24 protein-coding genes are annotated in these 20,239 nt (G+C 69.9%); 17 read left to right on the forward strand and 7 right to left on the reverse strand.

The annotated features are described in order from the left end of the window. Window positions 1–26 precede the first annotated feature (26 nt). The 6 genes from ACOACQ_RS07350 to ACOACQ_RS07375 are packed head-to-tail and all read left to right on the forward strand — an operon-like array spanning window position 27 to window position 3,216. Window positions 27–515, forward strand: coding sequence for a PPOX class F420-dependent oxidoreductase (locus tag ACOACQ_RS07350; protein WP_378603293.1), 489 nt, complete (start codon window positions 27–29; stop codon window positions 513–515). 48 nt (window positions 516–563) lie between these two features. Then, window positions 564–1,055 (forward strand): thermonuclease family protein, encoded by a 492-nt coding sequence (locus tag ACOACQ_RS07355; RefSeq protein ID WP_378603290.1) that lies wholly within the window; start codon window positions 564–566, stop codon window positions 1,053–1,055. A gap of 10 nt (window positions 1,056–1,065) precedes the next feature. Continuing rightward, window positions 1,066–1,668, forward strand: coding sequence for a DNA-3-methyladenine glycosylase (locus ACOACQ_RS07360; protein ID WP_378603287.1), 603 nt, complete (start codon window positions 1,066–1,068; stop codon window positions 1,666–1,668). Then, window positions 1,665–1,973: a pyrimidine/purine nucleoside phosphorylase gene (locus ACOACQ_RS07365; RefSeq protein ID WP_378603285.1), complete on the forward strand. Its 309-nt coding sequence runs from the start codon at window positions 1,665–1,667 to the stop codon at window positions 1,971–1,973. The genes ACOACQ_RS07360 and ACOACQ_RS07365 overlap by 4 nt, the downstream gene beginning before the upstream one ends. A gap of 53 nt (window positions 1,974–2,026) precedes the next feature. Beyond that, window positions 2,027–2,566 carry a SigE family RNA polymerase sigma factor gene (locus tag ACOACQ_RS07370; RefSeq protein ID WP_378603282.1) on the forward strand — a complete coding sequence of 180 codons (540 nt, stop codon included), beginning with the start codon at window positions 2,027–2,029 and terminating at the stop codon, window positions 2,564–2,566. Further along, window positions 2,563–3,216 carry a hypothetical protein gene (locus ACOACQ_RS07375; protein WP_378603279.1) on the forward strand — a complete coding sequence of 218 codons (654 nt, stop codon included), beginning with the start codon at window positions 2,563–2,565 and terminating at the stop codon, window positions 3,214–3,216. The genes ACOACQ_RS07370 and ACOACQ_RS07375 overlap by 4 nt, the downstream gene beginning before the upstream one ends. A gap of 18 nt (window positions 3,217–3,234) precedes the next feature. Here the strand turns inward: ACOACQ_RS07375 and ACOACQ_RS07380 are convergent, their stop codons facing one another. After that, on the reverse strand, window positions 3,235–4,707 hold the full coding sequence (locus ACOACQ_RS07380; RefSeq protein ID WP_378603276.1) for an MFS transporter: 1,473 nt from the start codon (window positions 4,705–4,707) through the stop codon (window positions 3,235–3,237). An 86-nt stretch (window positions 4,708–4,793) separates the two neighbouring features. On the opposite strand from ACOACQ_RS07380, the gene ACOACQ_RS07385 reads away from it, so the two are divergent. After that, on the forward strand, window positions 4,794–5,174 hold the full coding sequence (locus tag ACOACQ_RS07385) for a MarR family winged helix-turn-helix transcriptional regulator (RefSeq protein ID WP_378603273.1): 381 nt from the start codon (window positions 4,794–4,796) through the stop codon (window positions 5,172–5,174). Here ACOACQ_RS07385 and ACOACQ_RS07390 read toward each other — a convergent pair. The 4 genes from ACOACQ_RS07390 to ACOACQ_RS07405 form a co-directional block, all read right to left on the reverse strand. After that, complete coding sequence (locus tag ACOACQ_RS07390) at window positions 5,171–5,557, reverse strand: DUF2237 family protein (protein ID WP_378603270.1); 387 nt, start codon at window positions 5,555–5,557, stop codon at window positions 5,171–5,173. The two genes, ACOACQ_RS07385 and ACOACQ_RS07390, sit on opposite strands and share 4 nt — an antisense overlap. Then, a complete protein-coding gene (locus ACOACQ_RS07395; protein ID WP_378603268.1) occupies window positions 5,554–6,648 on the reverse strand; it encodes an ABC transporter permease in 1,095 nt (364 codons plus the stop codon). Before ACOACQ_RS07395 ends, ACOACQ_RS07390 begins: the two co-directional genes overlap by 4 nt. Before the next feature lie 67 nt (window positions 6,649–6,715). After that, on the reverse strand, window positions 6,716–7,339 hold the full coding sequence (locus tag ACOACQ_RS07400) for a hypothetical protein (RefSeq protein WP_378603266.1): 624 nt from the start codon (window positions 7,337–7,339) through the stop codon (window positions 6,716–6,718). 3 nt (window positions 7,340–7,342) lie between these two features. Continuing rightward, a complete protein-coding gene (locus tag ACOACQ_RS07405) occupies window positions 7,343–8,074 on the reverse strand; it encodes a FadR/GntR family transcriptional regulator (RefSeq protein WP_378603263.1) in 732 nt (243 codons plus the stop codon). Window positions 8,075–8,180: 106 nt separating this feature from the next. Here ACOACQ_RS07405 and ACOACQ_RS07410 point away from each other — a divergent pair, with 106 nt between their 5' ends. Genes ACOACQ_RS07410 through ACOACQ_RS07430 form a run of 5 tightly spaced genes read left to right on the forward strand, consistent with a single transcriptional unit; the run spans window position 8,181 to window position 13,048 of the window. Next, window positions 8,181–8,702, forward strand: coding sequence for a gluconokinase (locus tag ACOACQ_RS07410; RefSeq protein ID WP_378603260.1), 522 nt, complete (start codon window positions 8,181–8,183; stop codon window positions 8,700–8,702). A gap of 13 nt (window positions 8,703–8,715) precedes the next feature. Continuing rightward, window positions 8,716–10,098 carry a GntP family permease gene (locus ACOACQ_RS07415; RefSeq protein WP_378603257.1) on the forward strand — a complete coding sequence of 461 codons (1,383 nt, stop codon included), beginning with the start codon at window positions 8,716–8,718 and terminating at the stop codon, window positions 10,096–10,098. Between the two features lie 26 nt (window positions 10,099–10,124). Then, entirely contained in the window at window positions 10,125–11,819 is a 1,695-nt protein-coding gene (locus ACOACQ_RS07420; RefSeq protein ID WP_378603254.1) for an FAD-dependent oxidoreductase, read from the forward strand. Beyond that, complete coding sequence (locus ACOACQ_RS07425; protein ID WP_378603251.1) at window positions 11,816–12,355, forward strand: hemerythrin domain-containing protein; 540 nt, start codon at window positions 11,816–11,818, stop codon at window positions 12,353–12,355. The genes ACOACQ_RS07420 and ACOACQ_RS07425 overlap by 4 nt, the downstream gene beginning before the upstream one ends. A gap of 9 nt (window positions 12,356–12,364) precedes the next feature. Continuing rightward, window positions 12,365–13,048: a hypothetical protein gene (locus ACOACQ_RS07430; protein WP_378603248.1), complete on the forward strand. Its 684-nt coding sequence runs from the start codon at window positions 12,365–12,367 to the stop codon at window positions 13,046–13,048. A gap of 2 nt (window positions 13,049–13,050) precedes the next feature. On the opposite strand, the gene ACOACQ_RS07435 is transcribed toward ACOACQ_RS07430, so the two are convergent. Together ACOACQ_RS07435 and ACOACQ_RS07440 are read right to left on the reverse strand one after the other, a co-directional pair. Then, complete coding sequence (locus ACOACQ_RS07435) at window positions 13,051–14,049, reverse strand: HAD family hydrolase (protein ID WP_378603245.1); 999 nt, start codon at window positions 14,047–14,049, stop codon at window positions 13,051–13,053. Then, complete coding sequence (locus ACOACQ_RS07440; protein ID WP_378603242.1) at window positions 14,049–15,284, reverse strand: helix-turn-helix domain-containing protein; 1,236 nt, start codon at window positions 15,282–15,284, stop codon at window positions 14,049–14,051. The genes ACOACQ_RS07435 and ACOACQ_RS07440 overlap by 1 nt, the downstream gene beginning before the upstream one ends. 360 nt (window positions 15,285–15,644) lie before the next feature. Between ACOACQ_RS07440 and ACOACQ_RS07445 the strand changes: the two genes are divergently transcribed. The 5 genes from ACOACQ_RS07445 to ACOACQ_RS07465 all read left to right on the forward strand — a co-directional run bounded on the left by ACOACQ_RS07445 (window position 15,645) and on the right by ACOACQ_RS07465 (window position 20,235). Continuing rightward, window positions 15,645–16,778: a helix-turn-helix domain-containing protein gene (locus ACOACQ_RS07445; RefSeq protein ID WP_420287999.1), complete on the forward strand. Its 1,134-nt coding sequence runs from the start codon at window positions 15,645–15,647 to the stop codon at window positions 16,776–16,778. Between the two features lie 117 nt (window positions 16,779–16,895). Then, entirely contained in the window at window positions 16,896–17,645 is a 750-nt protein-coding gene (locus ACOACQ_RS07450) for a hypothetical protein (protein WP_378603236.1), read from the forward strand. 58 nt (window positions 17,646–17,703) lie between these two features. Next, window positions 17,704–18,354, forward strand: coding sequence for a hypothetical protein (locus tag ACOACQ_RS07455; RefSeq protein WP_378603233.1), 651 nt, complete (start codon window positions 17,704–17,706; stop codon window positions 18,352–18,354). A gap of 190 nt (window positions 18,355–18,544) precedes the next feature. After that, the gene (locus ACOACQ_RS07460; protein ID WP_420288000.1) at window positions 18,545–19,606 is read left to right on the forward strand and encodes a hypothetical protein; all 1,062 of its coding nucleotides are present in this window, start codon (window positions 18,545–18,547) and stop codon (window positions 19,604–19,606) included. Continuing rightward, on the forward strand, window positions 19,606–20,235 hold the full coding sequence (locus ACOACQ_RS07465; RefSeq protein WP_378603228.1) for a hypothetical protein: 630 nt from the start codon (window positions 19,606–19,608) through the stop codon (window positions 20,233–20,235). The genes ACOACQ_RS07460 and ACOACQ_RS07465 overlap by 1 nt, the downstream gene beginning before the upstream one ends. Window positions 20,236–20,239 lie beyond the last annotated feature (4 nt).

A 20,239-nucleotide genomic window follows, 5' to 3' on the forward strand; every position in this document is an offset into this window, starting at 1 on the left:
CCTGCCCCAGCCGCGAAGATCGACCCATGCGACTTCCTGGAGCCATCGTCCGGCCGCTGATCAAGTCGGGCAAGAAGCCGATGAACGCCATGCGCGCGCCCGAGGCGATGACCGTCCTGGACCGGCCGGTGCAGCACACCGACTTCTCGTCCCTCGACGGTCACGTCCACGTGCTGCTGGTGACCTACAAGCGCGACGGGACGCCCATTCCGTCGCCGGTGTGGTTCGCCCGCGACGGCGAGACGCTCTATGTCTGGACCGAGATCAACGCCTTCAAGGCCAAGCGGATCCGCAACGATCCGCGCGCGCTCCTCGCCCCCTGCGATGCCCGCGGCGTCCCTGAGGGTGATCCGATCGCCGCGCGCGGCCGGGTCCTCACCGACGAAGCAGACCGGCAGCGCGCCGCGAAGGTGATCCGCGGCCAGTGGGGGATCGGCCGCCGGATCTTCGAGCTCGTGTCGCGCCCGCTCACCGACGTGCACTACCTCGCCTTCGAACCGGCGCCGAAGGACTGACTTCGCCGTTCCCCTGACAGGGTCGGACCCTGGCCGTACGTTCCGCACATGCGCCGCCACCCCCTGCTCCTCGCGGTGGCGATCGTCGCGCTGGTCTTCGTGCTGTTCCGCGTGTTCGGCGATGCCAGTGCCAGGCCCCACAACGAGGTCCAGCAGGTCCAGCCCAAGGACGGCCGCACGCTCGTCGTCACGCACGTCGTCGACGGCGACACCGTCGACCTCGACAACGGCGAGACCGTGCGTCTCGTCGGGATCGACACCCCGGAGCGTGGTGAGTGTGGCTACGACGAAGCCCGGGACGCGCTCGTCGACCTGGTCGACGGCAAGCGGATCACCCTCGGCGCCTCCGACGAGGACCGCGACCGCTACGACCGGTTGCTGCGGTACGTCGACGTCGGCAAGGTCGACGCCGGCCTGCAGCTGATCAAGCAGGGGCTCGCGATCGCGCGCTACGACTCCCGCGACGGCTACGGCCGCCACCCGCGCGAGGACCGCTACGTCAAGGCCGACCGGGCCAGCCCGCCCTCGGTCTGCGGCTAGCCTCGCCACCGTGGCCAGCAACACCGACGACGTCGTACGACGCGCGCGCTCCCTGCTCGGCCGCACCTTCACCGCCCACGACGTCACGATCCGGATCACCGAGGTCGAGGCGTACGGCGGCCGCGAGGACCCCGCCTCCCATGCCTTCACCCGCACCCCGCGCTCGGAGGTGATGTACGGACCGCCCTGGCGGCTCTACGTCTACCGCTCCTACGGCATCCACTACTGCGCCAACGTCGTCACCGGACCCACCGAGATCGGGGCCGCGGTGCTGCTGCGGGCAGGGGAGGTGGTCGACGGAATCGACCTCGCCCGGGCCCGCCGCAACGACGCCCCCGACCACCAACTGGCACGAGGACCGGGCAACCTCGCCCAGGCGCTCGCCATCACGCTCGACGACCTCGGCACCGACCTCCTGGCCCCCGGTGCCGTCGCCCTCGGGCCGGAGGTACGCCACCGGCACCGCATCGAGGCCGGCCCGCGCGTCGGCGTCTCCAAGGCGGCCGACGTGCCCTGGCGGTTCTGGCTCGCGGGCGAGGCCAGCGTGTCGTCGTACCGCCGGAGCCCGCGCGCGCCGGCCCTCACGCCGACGCCCACTAAAGTTCGGCCGTGACCTTTGAGAACGTGACCCTGGACCCGCAGGCCAACATCTACTTCGACGGCAAGTGCGTCAGCCACACCTTCCACCTCGCCGACGGCACGAAGAAGTCGGCCGGCGTGATCTTCCCGGCACAGCTCAACTTCGGCACCGCTGCGCCCGAGGTGATGGAGCTCAACGCCGGCGCCTGCCGGATCCGCCTGGCCGGCTCCGAGGAGTGGACCGAGTACGCCGCCGGCGAGTCCTTCAGCGTCCCCGGCGACTCGTCCTTCGACATCGAGGTCACCGAGACGCTGGGGTACGTCTGCCACTACGGGTGACATCGTGGGGCGGGTGATGCAACCCGCCGGGACCTCCCACTCGTGTAGGGGACATGAGACCGACGCCGCGTGACGCGGAGTTCGAAGAGTTCGTACGACGACGCCGCTCCCACCTCCTGGGTACGGCGACCGTCCTGACCGCCGGCGACCACTACCTGGCCGAGGACCTCGTCCAGGGCACCCTGGTGCGCCTGTACCTCGCCTGGGGCCGGGCCACGAAGCGCGGCGGCGTCGACGCCTATGCGCGACGGGTCCTGGTCAACGCCTTCATCGACCACCGCCGCCGACCCATGGTGGCGAAGGAGAAGGTGACCGGCGAGCTGCCGGATCGGGCCGGCCCGTCGGCCGAGGAGCCGATCGACGCGGAGCTGCTCGCCGCGCTGAGCGCGCTGCCGGCCCGGATGCGGGCGGCCGTCGTACTGCGCCACGTCGTCGACCTCAGCGTCGAGGACGCGGCCGACGCGCTCGGCTGCAGCGAGGGCACGGTCAAGAGCCAGACGGCTCGCGGCCTGGCCAAGCTCCGCGACGTCCTGCCCGACCCCAGCACCGTCCCCAGCACCCCGCACACCCCCCACGAAGGAGACGCATCATGACCGACCTCGACCTCACCGATCGCCTGCGCAAGCTCAACGACCTCGACCCGGCGATCACCGACGACATCGTCAAGCGCGACGTGCTCCGTGGTCGCGGCGCCGCCCGTCGTCGTACCGTCCGGATGGGCGTGGCCGGCCTCGGCATTGCCGCCGTCGCTGCCGTCGGCGTGACCGTGGCGATCAACGCCGACCAGGACCGCGCGCCGGTGATCGCCCAGGACTCCACCGACAACACCGACGACCAGGTCCAGGCCGGCGACCTCGAGCTGGTCAACTACACCGGCGCCCAGGAGCCCGGCTTCGTGATCACCAAGGTGCCCGAGGGCTTCGTGCTCGAGGGTGCCGGGCCGTTCAACCTCAACATCGCCCGGCCCGACAACCTGACCGGACTCGACGTCTTCGTCGACAAGGTCACCGTGATGCTCGAGTCGTCCTCGGTCACAGGCGCTCCGGAAGGCACGCCGGTCAAGGTCGGCGACCTCGACGGGTGGCTGCGCGACAGCGACGAGGCCAAGGCACTGACCTACATCGACGGCACCCACCGTGTCGTGGTCCAGGTCTGGAACTCGCTCGGCCTCACCGACGACCAGATCATCGAGTTGGCCGAAGGCGTCACCGTGACCGCGGAGGCGCAGGCCGGCGTCGGCTGACCTGCGCCCCTCGGTAGGTCACGCCACCTCGGCCAGCTCCGGTTCCGGAGCGGTCGGGGTGGTGGCGTCTGCAGTCCGCCGGTCGAGGACCAGGCCGGCAACGGCCACCGCGGCGCCGACCGCGCAGACTGCGGCGGCGAAGCCGAGTCCCGGTCGGTAGGCGTCGAGCACGTCGGCGGCTGATGTCGCCCCTTCGGCGCCCGACGTGACGATGGCGGTGGTCACGGCCAGCACGATCGCCGCCCCGACCTGCATCGAGGTCTGCAGCACGCCCGCGGCGAGACCCTGCTCGTCGTCATCGATGCCGCTGGTGGCCTGGATGTTGATGGCAGGGAAGCCCACCCATCCGATGCCGATGAGGAGCAGTGCGGGCAGCAGCATGCCGACGTACGACGGCGAGGTGTCCAGGCGCAGCACGAACATCAGGTAGCCGATCGCCATCACCGTCATCGTCACGGCGATGATCGGGCCGGTGCCGAAGCGGCCGACGAGCTTGTCGGAGTAGATCGCCGACAGGGTGACCATCAGGCCGATCGGCAACAGGGCGAGCGCGAGCTCGAGCGGGCTCCAGCCCAGGTCCTCCTGGAGGAACAGGGTGACGATGAACTGCCAGCTGAAGTACGAACCACCGACCGCGACGATCGCGATGCTCGCGCGCACCAGGGTCGACTTGCGCAGGATGCCGAGCCGGATCAACGGGTGGGCGATGCGCTGCTCGATCGCGACGAAGGCGGCGAACAGGACGGCCACGGCGACGAACGAGCCGACCGTGCGGGCCGATGCCCAGCCGGCTTCGGGTGCCGAGACGACCGTGTAGACGAGGAGCAGCATCGCCGCACCGGAGGTGATCGCACCGAGCACGTCGTGGCCGCCCTCGGCGACCGCCTTGTCGCGGGGGACCAGGAAGTACGCCGCCACCAGCGCCAGCAGCGCGATGGGCACCGGCAGCAGGAACGTCCAGCGCCAGCCGACGCCGGTCATCAGGCCGCCGAAGAGCAGCCCGGACGAGTAGCCGCCCGCACCGAACACGGTGTAGATCGACAGCGCCTTGTTGCGGGCCGGTCCCTCGGCGAAGTTGGTGGTGATGATCGACAGGCCGGTCGGTGCGGTGAACGCAGCGGCGAGGCCCTTGATGAAGCGGGTCGCGATGAGCAGCGGGCCCGAGCTGACGAAGCCGCTGAGCAGCGACGCCACGGCGAAGACCGCGAGCGCGATCAGGAAGACCTTGCGGCGACCGAGCAGGTCGGCGGTGCGGCCACCGACGAGGAGCAGGCCGCCGTACCCGAGGACGTAGCCGCTGATCAGCCACTGCAGCGTCGAGGTCGACAGGTCGAGCTCGGCGCCGATGGACGGCAGTGCGACTCCGATCATGGAGACGTCGAGGCCGTCGAGGAAGAGCACGATGCACAGGGTCATCAGGAGGGCCCAGGTGCGGGTGGACCAGCGGATCGCGCTGATCGTGGAGGGTGGATTGGAGGTTGTCGAGGACATGCCGAGAAGGGTTTCATGCACGTGCATTGAATGCAAGCGCAAATAATGTGTTTGCATGAATGTAACCTGCTGGCTAGGATGCAGCCGTGTCGAAGGTCCGCGCTCCGCAAGCACCCGTCGCCGAATGGCGCGCGTTGCTGGACCGCCACGCAGTCGTGAGCTGTGCGCTCGAGAAGGCGATGCAGGATCGCCACGGCATCGGGCTCAGCGAGTTCGAGACGCTGGACCGGATCGTCGACGCCAACTGCGGCAAGTACCGCATGGCCGAGCTCGCCCAGGACATCCACCTCAGCCAGAGCGCGCTGTCGCGCGCGATCACCCGGCTCGAGAAGGACGGCCTGGTCTCGCGGTCGACCTGCGACGACGACCGCCGCGCCGTCTTCGTCTGCCTGACCGACCAGGGTCGTCAGGTGTACGACGACGCCCTGCCCACGCACCGCGAGGTGCTGAGCAACAGCTGGGACTAGAGGCCGCTCGGGTCGTCCGGGACGTCGACGGAGTGGGACTGCAGCACCTCGAGCGGGATGAGCTCGAGCGCCCGCTCGTTGGTCGACGCGAGCACGATCGGAGCCGCGGCTCCGTCGTCGTACGCCTGCAGCCAGCGGGCTGCGACCACGCACCACCGGTCACCGGGGTGCAGGCCCGCGAACTGCCACTGCGGACGCGGCGTCGACAGGTCGTTGCCGACGGCCATCTGGTGCGCCAGGAACTCCTCGGTCATCACCGCGCACACCGCGTGCAGCCCGACGTCCTGCGGCCCGCACGAGCAGTTGCCGTCGCGGTAGAACCCGGTCATCGGATCGGTCCCGCAGGGCTGGAGGTCGCCACCGAGGACGTTGCGCTCGCTCATGAGTCACCCGATCGGCGCAGGATGCGGGTGAACCGGGTGTGGTTCGCCGCGGCGTTGCTCAACAGGATCACCAGCAGTCCGAGCACGGAGTAGAGGCCGAGCACCACGAACGGTGCCGACGTCGACGCGTCGGGGAAGTAGAGCGCGTCGCGGGCGACCGTCGCCCCCGCCCCCGGCGGCAGCAGCTGGCCGATCGTATGGCCGAAGCGCGGGAGCATCTCCGGTGCGATCGACGACCCGGAGATGATCAGGCCGACGGTGAAGTAGAGGCCGCCGATCAGGGACCCGGCCGGCCCGATGAGGGCGACGAATGCGGCGGTCGAAGCGGTCACCGCGAGCGAGATCAGGGCCAGGCCCCAGAACAGCGTGAAGTGGTCGGCGCCGTCACCGACCCCGAACAGCGACATCGCCAGCAGGCCCACGCCCGACGACAGCAGTGCGTACGCCACCAGCAGGGCCGCGTGCCCCAGGCCGCGCAGCGTCGACTGCTCGGTCCTGCCCCGCAGCCGTCCGAGCGCGAGCGACGCGATGGACCCGCCCAGGCACAGCGCCTGGATGACGAAGCCCAGCGAGCTGCCGCCGCTGTCCTCCTTCGGCAGTGGTACGACGTCCGTCACCGGTGGCGGCGTCGTGAGGGCCGCGAGCGTGGCGACCGGGACGGCGGCACCGGCCGCGGTGAGGGACTCGACCTGCGAGGCGATCTCGTCCTGGTAGGCCGCGGTGTACTTCGCCTTGAACAGGTTGGCCACCGACGGGGACGCCGCGGAGGCGACGTAGAGCGTGGGGGACTGTCCCTCGAACGCAACGCCGCCGTAGGCCTTGCGTTCGCGGATCGCCTGCGTCAGCGCGGCCGCGTCGTCGTACGGCTCGACCTTGAAGGCGCCGTCGGCCTCGAGCTGCTCGGTCAGCTGGTCCTGCTGGGCCTGGCTGCCGACGATGCCCATGGGCAGCTCGTTGGGGGACGGCGAGTGCGCCATCGCCAGGTAGTAGATCCCGAGGACCAGCTGGATCAGCGCGCCGACCAGTGCGATGGCGATGCCGACGCGCGAGATCGCGCGCAGGGTGGTGGGAGCAGTGGAGGTTTCGCTCATGACACCAGCATGGCGCGTCTCGATACGCGCTCGCCTTGCGGCTCGCGCTACTCGACGACCTTGGTGCTCAGCAGCCGTTGTCGCAGACGCCCGTGGACGGGAGCGCCATGAAGCAGGTCGGGCAGATCTTGAAGACGACGTCCGACTTGGCCGGCTTGGCCGGGGTGCGGGGCACGGCGGCCTTCGTGGCGCGGGGCGCGCGGGGTGCCTTGACGGGCACGACCTTCTCGACCGGGGTCGGGACCTCGACGACCGGCGCGACCCAGCCCGGCGGGGGCGGGTCGGTGATCCCGAAGCGGGCGAGCACGGCGCGGGCCGAGGTGGTCGGCTGGTGCTTGGGCCGGGTCTCGATGTCGAACGACGAGGACGCGCCCTCGAGGAAGGTCTGGGCGTCCGGGTTCAGCGTCGGGGGCAGCTCGCGGTGGCGCCAGCGCTGAGGCGTCTGGCCGCGCTGGTTGACGGCGACCAGGTCGGGGCGGTCCCACGCGATGAGGGTCCAGTCGTCGCGGTGGCTGGTGGCCCAGACCGCGATCGGGCGGTCACCCGCGTCGGCCGCGGCACGCAGGGCGATGCGCTCCGGGTTGGAGAACCGGCCCTTCACGTGCAGCACGCCCGGGAGCACCTCCTCGACGGTGTGCTCCTCGGCCTTGATGAGATCAATCAGGTCAGCAAGTTCCGGCGTGTTCTCCATGGCTCAACCGACATTAGTCGAATCCGGGCCACCACCCTCATCGGTGTCGACATTCACCACCGCATCGGTGGCCTCCTCGATGATCGCCGCCATGGCGGCCCGGGCCGCGGTGGCGTCGCCCGAGCGCACCGCGCGGGCCACTTCGACGTGCAGGTCGATGGCCTCGTCCTTGGGGTTCGTGGGCATCAGGTGGTGGTGGGTGCGGCCGGTGAGGACCTCGGCGACGACGCCGTCGAGGGCGGCCAGCATCTCGTTGCCGGACGCCTCGAGCACGATCTGGTGGAACAGGACGTCAGCTTCGAGGAAGGCCTCGAGGTCGCCGGAGCGCCCGTGGACGACCATGTCGCTGGCCGCGGCCGACAGCGCACCGCACTGCTCGGGCGTGGCCCGGATGGCGGCGAGTCCGGCTGCGACGGGCTCGAATCCGCTGCGCAGCTCGCCCAGGGAGCGGAGCTGGGCAACGCGGTCGTCCGACTCGAGGCGCCAGCGGATCAGCCGCGGGTCGAAGACCTGCCACGACGTCCGCGGTTGCACGGTCAGGCCGACCCGCTGTCGCGAGGCGACCATGCCCATCGAGGCGAGCACCCGGACCGCCTCGCGCGACACGGAGCGACTGACGTCGTACTCGCTGTCGATGGTGTCGAGGGTCAGCACCGTGCCGGCGGCCAGGGTGCCGCTGACGATCCGCTGCCCGAGGGCATCGAGCACGTTGTCGTGCAGCGCGGTGCGAGCCATCGTTCCTCCAATAATCAGATTTATTGGGTCAAGGTCTTGATAAAACCAGATTAATCATCGCACACTGTGACGGCCAACACATCAGGACACGTCCGCAGGAGGCGACATGACCAGCATGAACCCGCAGGCCGTCGGGCAGGTCGTCGTGATGGGCGTGTCCGGATCGGGCAAGTCCACCGTCGGCGCGGCGCTCGCGCAACGCCTCGGGGTGCCGTTCGCGGACGCCGACGACTTCCACCCGCTCGCCAACATCGCGAAGATGACCGCCGGCCACGCGCTCGACGACGCCGACCGCCACCCCTGGCTGGAGGCGATCGGGGAGTGGCTCGCCCGGCACGCGCAGGGTGGCGTGATCAGTTGCTCCGCGCTCAAGGTCGCCTACCGCGACCAGCTCCGCGCGCACGCCCCGCGCACCGCGTTCGTCCACCTGCACGGGTCGCGTGAGGTCATCGCGCGGCGCCAGGCCAGCCGGCCAGGTCACTTCATGCCGGCCTCGTTGCTCGACTCGCAGTTCGACACGCTCGAACCGCTCGGGAGCGATGAGGCCGGCCTCGTCATCAATGTCGACCAGGACGTCGACGCCATCGTCCAGGAATACGTCGACCGCACCGCGGCACCGACCGACTGAGGAGAACCACCCCATGTCCGCTCATCTCGTCCTCGCCGCCGGCACCGACCTCGTCGATCCGGTCGCGTCCGAAGGCCGCCTGCTCGCCGCGGCCCTGCTCGGCATCGGCGTCATCGTCGCGCTGATCATCGTCGGCAAGATCCACCCGTTCCTCGCCCTCACCGCAGGCGCCATCACTGTCGGCATCACGGCCGGGGTCAGCGTGGAGGTCGCGCTGGCCAGCTTCACCGGCGGCTTCGGGACCACGGCCGCCGGGGTCGGCATCCTGATCGCGCTCGGAGCGATGTTCGGCAAGATCCTCGCCGACAGCGGGGGAGCCGACCAGATCGTCGACACGATCATCCGGCACGCCTCGCCCCGCGCCCTGCCGTGGGCGATGGCGCTGGTCGGCGCGATCATCGGGCTGCCGATGTTCTTCGAGATCGGCCTGGTCCTGCTGATGCCGGTGATCTACCTCGTGGCCCGCCGGTCCGGCCAGTCGCTGGTCACCATCGGCATCCCCGCGCTCGCCGGCCTCTCCGCCATGCACGGCCTGGTGCCGCCGCACCCCGGCCCGCTCACGGCGATCGACTACCTCGGCGCCGACCTCGGCACCACCCTCGCCCTCGGCGTCGCAGTCGCCATCCCGACGGTGATCATCGCGGGCCCGGTCTTCGGTCTCGTCGGGCGGTACGTCGACGTGGCGGTGCCCGAGCGGTTCGACGCCCCGGAGCGCGAGTTCGACCGCCGACCGAGCTTCGTCGTGACGCTCGCGTCCGTGCTGCTGCCCGTGGTGCTGATGATGGGCAAGGCGATGGCCGACATCTTCATCGACGACGCGACCGCCCCGCTGCGCCGTACCCTCGACGTGCTCGGCACCCCGCTGATCGCCCTCGCGATCGCCGTCGTGGTGGGCATGTTCACCCTCGGCTTCGGGTCGGGCATGGGACGCGACGGTGTCGCGAAGTCGCTCGAGTCCTCGCTGCCCGGGGTGGCCGGCATCCTGCTGATCGTCGCGGCCGGTGGTGGCTTCAAGCAGTCCCTGGTCGACACCGGGATCGGCACGATCGTGGCCGAGCGGGTCGCCGACTCGAACATCTCCGTCCTGCTGCTGGCGTGGTTCGTCGCCGTACTCATCCGGCTCGCGACCGGCTCCGCCACGGTCGCCACCGTGACGGCCTCCGGACTCCTCGCACCGTTGACCACGCAGCTCTCCAGCGGTGAGGTCTCCCTGATGGTGCTGGCGATCGGCGCCGGCTCGGTGTTCTTCTCCCACGTCAACGACGCCGGCTTCTGGCTGGTGAAGGAGTACTTCGGGATGAGCGTCGGGCAGACCCTCAAGACCTGGTCGGCGATGGAGACGCTGCTGTCGGTGACCGGACTGGTCTTCGTGCTCGCGCTCAACCTCGTGATCTGACTGGACACGTCGGGGAGGATGGAGGGGTGAGCGATCCCCTCATCCTCCTCGTCTCCGCCGACGAGATCGACGTCCTGACCGAGCAGTTCCGTCGCTACGAGCACGACTACGACGTCCGCGCCGCCACCACGGCCACCCAGGCGAGCAGCGCGCTGCGGGCAGCGGTCGACAGCGGGCAGGCGGTCGCGATGATCGTCACCGAGTCCGAGCTGTCGGACCAGGACGTGCTGATGGCGATGCACGAGTGGCGCACGCTCGTCCCGACCGCGCGCCGCGTCGTCGCGATCCCGATCTCGCGCTTCGCCAGCGACTCGGTGACCCTCCGGCCGTACCTGCAGAAGGGCAAGTTCGACACCTACCTCATGCTGCCGCAGGGCCGACGCGACGAGGAGTTCCACTACGCCATCGTCGAGCTGCTGAGCGACTGGGGCGCCACCGTGGCCGCGTCGGTGATCGACACCGTCCGGCTGATCACGCCCGACAGCTCGCCGCTGGCCCTGGCCATCCGCGACTTCCTGGACCGCACCGGCTTCCCGCACCGCACCTACCCGCCCGACAGCCCGCAGGGCCAGGAGGCGATTGCGCTCTACGACGGCACGCCGACGTACCCGTTGGTCCACCTGTCCTCGCGGCCCTTCGCCGAGCACCCGATCATCGCGCCGACCTCGGTCCGCGAGCTCGCGGCCCTGATCTACGGGCGCCCGTCGGACATCGAGGTCGACACGGTCGTCGACCTGGCCGTCGTGGGCGCCGGTCCGGCCGGCCTGGCGGCCGCCGTGTACGGCGCTTCGGAGGGCCTGAGCACGATCGTGCTCGAGTCCGAGGTGATCGGTGGCCAGGCCGGCACCAGCTCGATGATCCGCAACTACCTCGGCTTCCCCCGCGGCATCTCCGGGATGCGGCTGGGGCAGCGTGCCCGGGTCCAGGCGATCCGCTTCGGGGCCCGCTTCTTCACCGGCTGGCCGGTCGAGGAGCTGGTGCCCGGCGTCGACGGCGCCCCGCACACCCTCGTCACCGCCGGCGGATCGGTGCGGGCCCGCGCCGTGATGGTCGCCTCGGGCGTCGCCTATCGCCGCCTCGGCGTCGCACCGCTCGAGGACCTCGTCGGCGCCGGCGTGAACTACGGCGCCGCGATGACGGCAGCGCGCGAGATGGAGGAGCGCGACGTGTACGTCGTCGGCGGCGGCAACTCCGCCGGCCAGGCTGCCGTCCACCTGGCCCGCTTCGCCCGCTCGGTCACGATCCTGATCCGCCGCGAGGACCTGGCCGCCACGATGTCGCGCTACCTCATCGACGAGATCGAGTGGAACCCGCGGATCAGCGTGCGGTCGTGCACCGAGATCATCGACGGCGGCCCCGACGACAGCGGCCAGCTCGGCTGGCTGCAGCTGTGCGACGTCCGCACCCGGGTCGAGGAACGCGTGGACGCGGGCGGGCTGTTCCTGCTGATCGGTGCAGCGCCGCACTGCGACTGGCTGCCCGACGACGTACGACGTGATGGCCACGGGTTCGTCCTGACCGGGCGCGACGTACCCACCGAGTGCTGGGTCGACGACCTGCCGCCGGAGAACCTCGCGACCTGCGTCCCGGGCATCTTCGCCGCCGGCGACATCCGGTCGGGCTCGATGAAACGGGTCGCCTCGGCCAGCGGTGAGGGCGCGTCGGCGGTGTCGCTGGTCCACGAATACCTCGAGGGACTTCGGGTACCTGCGGCTCCATGACCACTGCCATCGACCTGGGCCGCCCCACCTCGGGTGACGTCCTCGACCTGATCACCGACGACCACCGCCGTTTCGAGCACCTCCTGTCCCAGCTGCGCCAGGCGACCGCGGACCGCGACGCCGTACGCCGGGCCTTCGCCGATGTCCTCGTTGCCCACAGCGAGGCCGAGGAGGACCTCGTCTATCCCGTCCTGCGCCGCAAGGCAGGCGACGTCGACGGGCACGACATCGAGCACGGCAAGGAGGAGCACGCCGAGGGCACCCAGGCGCTGCTCGCCGTCCTCGAGCTCAAGGGCACCGACACCCAGGCCTTCGTCGACGCGGTCGAGGAGCTCAGCAACCTCATCGCCCACCACATCGCGGAGGAGGAGCTGAGCATCATCGAGCCCGCGCGGTCGGAGGTGTCCGACAAGGTACGACGCGAGCTCGGCGAGAAGTGGTCTGCTCGCCGCAACCAGCTGATCGACGAGGGGTGCGGTTCGCTGGAGAAGGTGAGGCACCTGGTGGCCGAGGCCGAGCGGAAGGGCGTTTTGTAGGGTCTCTGCATGGCGAACAGGCGGCGGTGGAGTCGGTACAAGCCCCCTGTCGAGAAGCGGGACGAGACCGGCCAGCCCGTCGCCACGCCCACGGCGAAGCCGAAGCAGAAGGCGAGATCGAGGTCGACCTCGACGTCGAAGGTCATGCCGCCGAAGGCGAAGGCCGGGGCCGGGGTGAAGCTCAGCAGCTGGGTGGGCTTCCTGATCGTGGTCGTCAGCCTCGCCGTCGTCGTCGGGATCATCGTCGCGGCGAACTCGAGTGACGACGACGGCATCAGCGGGGATGTCGACACCTCCCTGCTGAACGAGGAGTTCGTCGGCGACGGCCTCGCGCTGGCGCTGGAGGTCGAGGGCAAGGACGCCGTGTCGGTGCGCCTGTCCGAGTACAACCTGACGGTGGAGTACTTCGACCCCAACAACCGGGAGACGCGCTACTTCGAGACCAACGACTACGTCGACGGTTACGAGCTGCGCGTCGAGAAGAGCCACTACGACGACTACCAGCCGCGGCCGTTCGACCTCTCCACCATCGACGCCGCCACGATGATCGCCGCCGTCGAGGACGCCCTGACGAAGACCGACGACGTCTACACCTACGACCTGCGGATCGCGGCCGACCGCGAGACCGGCGAGGTCTCGATGGTCGTCAGCGTCGGCGGCGACGAGTCGATCGACATCACGTCGGCGCCCTGATCTCACGGCCGGGTGGCGACGGCCGCGACCGCGGCGCAACCGACGACGGCGTAGCCCGCCGCGAGGAGCGGTGACAGCACGCCGAAGCCCGCCAGGACGGCGCCGGTCGCGCCGACCACGATGCCGACCCGTCGGGTCGCGACCAGCCGCCGCGCGGCGCGCCGCGTGAGGCTCAGGGCACGAGCGATCCGGGTGACGTCCAGGTCGCTCAACCGGATGCCGTGGCTGAGGTCCTCGGTGTCCGACAGCGTCAGGTCGGCGGAGTCCTCGGCGGTCCGGGAGGCGACCGCGACGACGCGATCGAGCCCGCGGTAGTCCGCGACCAGTCCCGACTGCTGCGCAGGCGATGTCGCGGCATGCCAGTGCTCGATGCCGCAGGCCTCGGCCAGGTGGCCGGTGTTGCGGTCGCTGTCGTCCGAGACCAGCACCGGGTCGACCCCGTCGCTGCGCAGCTGCTCGACAGCCGCGCGCGCATCAGGGCGTACGTCGTCGGCGACCGTGATGTAGCCGATCGGCCGGGAGTCGACCTGGACGCCCACGGTGACGCCGACGTCGTCGCGCGTCGCCATGCCGAGCCACTCGGGCGGTCCCAGCCGGACGGGGTGCCGGTCGACCGAGCCGCTGATCCCGACCCCGTCGTGCATGTCGATCCCGCTCACCTTGCCGCGAGCCGCGAGGCGGGCGATGGCCTGGCCGACGGGGTCCTCGGCGGCGTGGCCGAGCGCGCCGGCGAACCAGCGCAGGTTGCGGTCGTGGTCGGCCTCGAAGGGATCGACCGAGGTCACCCGCAGGTGTCCGGTCGTCACCGTGCCCCACCGGTCCAGGAGCACGGTGTCGACGCGCGGCCCGACCTTGAGGGCGGCCGGGTCGTCGAAGAAGATGCCGGCCGACCGGCCGCGGGAGCGCGTCGCCCAACGGGTCAGCGGGACGCCGTACGCGATCACGGCGGGCAGGGCAGCCACCAGGACCCAGAGCGCGGCGCCCCATGCGCCGGTCGGCATCAGCTGACCTCCTGCTCTCGGAAGCGCTCGAAGTCGCTCTGGTCGCCGGCCAGCCAGAGCGGGACGCTGGCCTTGAGCAGCAGGGTCAGCTGGATCACGAACTCGGGGTCGTGGAGGGCGTCGCCGAACAGCTCGTTGATCCGCTTCCAGCGGTAGCGCACCGTCTGCGGATGGACGCCGAGACGGGCCGCGATCGCTGGCGCGCTGTCGCGGGTCTCCAGCCAGACCAGCAGCGTCTCGGACAGGATCTCGCGGGAGTTCTCGGTCTCGCCGAACAGTGGCTGCAACAGCTCCTGGGCGAGCTGGCGACGCAGGACCGGCTCGGCGTGCAGCCAGATCTCGGTACGGAAGCGGACGCAGTCGATCACCGGTCGCGCCGGGATCACCTTGGCGGCGACGAGCTCCACCGCTCGCGTCGCCCAGGTCCAGGCGGCGGGGGTGTCGGCTCGAGGAACCGGCCAGCACACCGCGATCCGGGTGTGCGGTGCCACCGCCTTGATCGCGGCCACGACATCGTCGGCGTCGGCGGTCGCACACACGACCGGTTGCGGGTAGCGACCCGGACGCGTCAGCGCCTCGGGGCCGAGGGCGTCGCCGCCGATCGGCTCGTTCGCCTGCACCTCGACGGCGATGACGGTGATCGACTCGGGAACGTCCCACGCAGCGACCGCCGCCTGCGTCTCGACCTCGTCGTCATCGGCCACGAGCAGCGCGGCAAGGAGGCGGGCGCGGGCCAGGCCGGTGTCGGTGTTGCGCGCCTCGGTCCCGGCCCGGTAGCCGACGCCGATCTGCGCGGTCAGGTGGGCGACGAACGTCGTCACCGCCTCGTTGATGGTGTTCAGTGCGCTCGCCGACAGCTCGTTGTCCGCCGCCCGCACGCGCAGCTCGGTGAGGATCTCGCCGACTGCGACCGTCATGCCCTGGTCGATCAGGTCCTGGTCGCGGCCTCGTACGGCGACGCGGTAGCCGACCTTGCGGAACATGTCCTCGACGGGCATGTAGGACACCTCGCGCCCGAGCGCTTCGTCGACGAACAGGCGCATGGCGTTGTGGATCGCCGTGAAGACGAGCTGGCGCAGCCGACTGTCGCCCGGGGCGTCGAGCTCCGGGACGGTCGTGCGCACCTGCTGGGTCACCCGCTCGGCGACCGGGCGCACCTCTGCCTCGAGGCTGCTGATCATCCACTGGGCAGAGCCCGGCAACGAGACCCGATTCCGGGTCTCGTCCGAATTCATCTGGTTGTCCCCTCCCGTGCGGCTGTCCCGAACGCTGCGCGAAGCGGGCTCGATGGGAGCCAACACCTCTGCATGCCGCTGTGCTGTGGAACATACCTCCGCAGGTCGAGCGGCGGGAGAATTTGTCATGTGCATGACAAGTAATGACTGCTGACGACCGGTTCCGGCGTCGGTCACCGGGCGACGTCACCGCCCTTCCGCGCCGTTCTTCACCTCCCCGACCCACCGTTGTCACCCACCTGACAAGCGAGCACCGCTTTCGGCCGTCCTGCGGGGCGGGACCTTGCGACGGTCGCTCGCGATGTGGCTCGCTCATGTGGCGGTCGTCACTGACGGCCCCGGAGGGACGAGAGGGAGATCGTGGTGCTCGGGAGCGCGATCGGCGGGTGGGCCGACATCATCGACGGCGATGCGCTGGTCGCTGCGTTGTGTCGCGACCTCGACTCCGCGGACCACGCGCTGCCGCCTGCCGTGGTCCGCTCGGTCCTCGCCGCGACCCGCGCGTTCGTCGTCGCTGACGGGCGGTCCGACGACGCTGCGCGCCAGGTGAGTCCGGTCCTGATGAGGCTGGGGCGGCGCGCCGCAGTCCGCGGTCACTCCGCCGTACGACTGAGCCAGGACCTCCGGCGCGTCGTGGAGGACCGGTCCCGGCTGGCGGATCCCGTCATCGCCCGGATCGACCTTCCCGAGCAGCGTGACCTGGTCCGGTGCCGCTTGCGCCAGTTCCTGCACCAGGTCCACCACGCGACGCTGACCGGGCACCGTCAGGCCCGCGCGATGATGGCGCTGGGTCCGGTGGCCCGACGAGACATGGTCGCCCGCGCGCTGTTCGCGTCCGGCTCGGTGCCCGAAGAGCTGCTCGTCATCGCGGGCATCGACACCACGTCGTCGTACGTCCCGGTCGTCTGGATCACGGGCCTGGGGGCGCCGCACGCCGTGGCCGCGATCGACGACGCCCTGGTCGAGGGGACCGGACGGAGCGCGCTCGTGCCCGAGCGTCGGATCGACGAGCTGGCGCTCGCGCCCGGCGACCGCGTCGTCACCGGGCCCGCCCGGCCGCCGTACGACATCGGTGACGCCCTGCAGCTCGCCCGTCAGGCCGCTGCAGGACTGCGGGCCGGTCTCATCGGGAGCGACGCGCCGATCACGTCGTGTGTCGACGTCGCTGCCGAGCTCCTCATCACCGGGCGGCCGGCCCTGACCGAGGTCCTCGTCGAGAAGTACCTCGCCGGCCTGCGGGACCTCAGGCCGACGCGGCGGGTCGAGGTCGGCGAGGTGCTGCTGACCTGGCTGGAGTCGCGAGAGCCGCTCTCGGTGATCGCGACCCGACACCACGTCGCACGGCAGACCGCGCACGACCGGCTCCGGGCGGGCAAGCAGCTCGTCGGAACGGCCATCGAGGACCCCGCTGCCCATGCCGCGATCGTTGTCGCGCTGCACGCCAGCCTGCCTCGCTGGCGCGAGGAGGTGGCTGCTCGTGCGGCCCGCTCCTGACCTTGTTTTCCGGGCAGGCGTCCGGATTTCGGGCTGTTGCCCGTCCTTTCCGTTGACCGTGGAAGCCGCTGGCTCCCACGGTGACGGTGATCCCACCCCGACCCCCCAGGAGATCCAGTGAACGTTCTTCCCCAGGCACGCAGGCGCTCGGCCGTCGTGGCGAGCGCCTTCGCGCTCGTTGCCGCCACCGCGGCGCTTTCCCAGCCGGTGGCGCACGCGGACGAGACCAACCCCAACCACCTCTCCGTCGTGTACGACGCCGTCGGCTCCACCCACATCGGCGCCCAGATCGACGCCGACATGGCCCTCGGCCCCACCACGATCGAGGTCACCATCGACACCACGGCGCCGCTGCCGACGCCGATCGTCGACGGCACGATGGCGATCCCCAGCAAGGTGATGTCCTTCAGCATCTTCGGCATCCCGAGCCGGGCCACGGTCACGATGACCCAGGTCGGACCGGTCACCGGGACCCTGACGAAGCTGCCCTCACCGCGCCAGGCGCTCGACCTCGAGACGCAGGTCAAGTACGACATCAGGCTGAGCAACGTCGAGGCGAAGGTGTTCGGCATCTGGTGGCCGCTGGCCGTGGGCAGCAACTGCCACACCATCAACCCGGTCACCATCAACGCCAGCAGCCCGATCGACAACAGCACCACGCCGCCGACCGGTTACTTCACCATCAACGCCGGCGGCCCGGTCACGGCGACGTACACGATCGGGAACTTCACCGGCTGCACGCCGCTGAACTTCTTCGACATCCCCGGGTTCTTCCCGTGGTTCGGCTCGATCCCGATCAACTCGCTCGTGCCCGGCACCGACAACACGCTCGAGCTGAACCTGAACAACCCGCGTCCGCCGGCCTGATGCCTGCATCCACCGACTGCTCCACAGGTAACACCCCCACCACCCAAGGAGAAACCCCATGAAGAAGTCCAACCGGTTCGTCAGCACCATGTTGGCGACCACGGCCGCGGCCTCCGCCGTCCTGGCCATGACCGCAACGTCCGCCCAGGCTGCGACCACCTACACCCCCACGGGTGGCCCGAGCGCCAACTTCGTCGGCACCAGCGTCAGCTTCACCGACATCGAGGCTGCGCAGACGCTGACCTGTTCCACGTTCAACCTGAGCGGATCGATCATCAGCTCGGGATCGAGTCGTGCGTACGGCGCCGACGGCGGCACGCTGGGCACGCTGTCCTCGAGCGGGTGCACCAACCCGCTCGCCGGTGCCACGACCGTCGCCCCGGTCGGCACCTGGACCGTCGCTGTCACGGGCGACGCCACTGGCACGTCGTGGCCGGCCCGCCTGAAGAACGTCAAGGCCACGGTCACCGCCGCCAACTGCACCTTCGGCGTCACCGGGGTCGTCAACGGCAAGTTCGACGACAGCAACCAGCGGTTCACCCCGAACACTGGTGCGTCGGGCCTGACCATCGATGGCGGCGCCGGAGCCCCCACCGGCTCCATGTGCGTGACTCTGGACCTGCAGCCCGGCGACACCATCGCTGTCGGCGGCTACTGGACCAACACGCCGCCGGCCGGCAGCACTGCCCTGGACATCTCCAACCCGTGACGGTGATGCCCTGATCCGGAGCCGGTGGTGCGGGTCGCCCGACGCGACCTGCACCACCGGCCTTCGGTGATTTGTGTACTACCGTCCCCATCAGCCCACTCGGAGGTCAGCAGTCATCATGCGAGCTCGAACCAGGCGTCTCGGCGCCACCCGACGCCATGCCGTCGCCGTCGCGTGTGTCGTGGCTGTGGTGTCGCTGCTGCTGTCCACGCCGAGCAGCAGTGCACCGGGTGATCCGGTGCCCGGTGAGGACGAGCTGCCCCAGACGGCGATCGGCACCGGTCAGGGTGGCGTGGTCACCAACTCCCAGGGGACCGTCGTGAGGCGCTCGAAGATGTACATCACGATCCGACCTGACAGTCCGATCTGGGGAATCCTCTACGCCAACCTCTTCAACTCGCCGCCGGACAACCCGACAGCGTTTCAAGGGCTCTGTGCGCGCGGCCGACCCTGCCTGCCTGATCCGTTCTATCAGCCGGAATGTGCCAGCGCCGACCTCACGACGCAGAAGCGAGGCCTTTACTTCAAATCCTTGCTGTATCCAGTCGCCCCCTTGAGGTCGGGTGGCGTCGACGTCGGCAAAGTTGCCTCCACCCGCGTTCGGCTGCTGGCCTTTGGATCAGTTCCTGCGGAAGTCACCCTCACATTGAGGACTCCCCGCGTGAGCGGCCGAGTCCAGCCTTTCGCCGTGCACATCTGGCACACCAATGTGGGTGCGAACATCGGCTGCGACCCCACTTTCGACGCTCCCCCTGTCACGGCCCTGGTCGAAGGCAAGGTGGAGATCACCCTGAGCGACCTGAAGGTGGACGGTGTCGCGATCGACCTCGGTGCCACGTGTCGCACGGTCCGCCCCGCTGACCTCCAGTTGTGGGGGGAGACCGGACTCGGTGGCTACTTCCCCAACACAGGCGGCCCTGTCGGTGCCTTTGACGGCCTTCACCCGGGCACCATCCGCCCGCTGGACTCGCCCTACTACGGGCCGGACAACGGGAGGACGTTTCCCGCGTCGACGGGGGTCACGGTTCCGCCGTTCACCGGTTGCGGGACGGGCGGAGAAGACCTGAGTCGCTTGATGACCACCATGGCGTCGGGACCCAACAACCCGGTCCGGCTGGTGCAGTCCACCTTGGTCGGGCAGAACGACAGCACCGTTGACCTGAACGACCTCACCAAGTGCAACGCAACTGCGTGCCCGCTGCCTGCCCCGGCCTTGCCGGTGCGTCCGCCGCTTCCGGAAGGTGACCAGTGATGATGGTCCAGACTCGAACTCGGCAGCCGTTGCGTGCCTTGGCGGTTGCGATGGCCAGCGCTGCGATGGTCACGACAATGTCGGCGGGGGCTCACGCGGCGACCGACTACACGCCGACCGGTGGGCCCTCGCTCAATCTGGTGGGCACCAACGTCAGGGTTCACTTCGAAGAGATCAACCAGAGCTTCACCTGTTCGCGCTTCGACGTCGCTGGCCAAGTCACGATGCCGGGCGTTGCGCGGGAGTTCGGCGGCGAGGCCGTCGACCTGGGTGCGCTGACTGATACGTGCACGAACCCCCTCTACGGACTCAGCAACTTCACGGCGGAGCCTACTTGGCGGACTACCGTGACGGGTCCGTCGAACGGAACTTCGTGGCCCGTCCGCCTCGACGAGGTCGAGATGGGCTTCACTGCTGTCAACTGTGTGGTGGAGTTCGAGGGCACGATCGACGGCGCCTTCGACACCGCTACACAGCGATTCACTCCGGGCACCTCCGCGCTGATCGTCACTTACTGGTCGGGGAGTTGGTGCGTCACTCTCGACTTCCAGGTTGGTGACCACGCGGTGTTGCAAGGCGAACTCACCAACGTCCCGCCTGCAGGCAGCAGTCCGCTGACGTTGTCCTGACTCC

The sequence above is a fragment of the Nocardioides sp. CPCC 206347 genome (genome assembly GCF_048654605.1).
In the GTDB taxonomy this organism is placed as follows: Bacteria; Actinomycetota; Actinomycetes; order Propionibacteriales; family Nocardioidaceae; genus Nocardioides.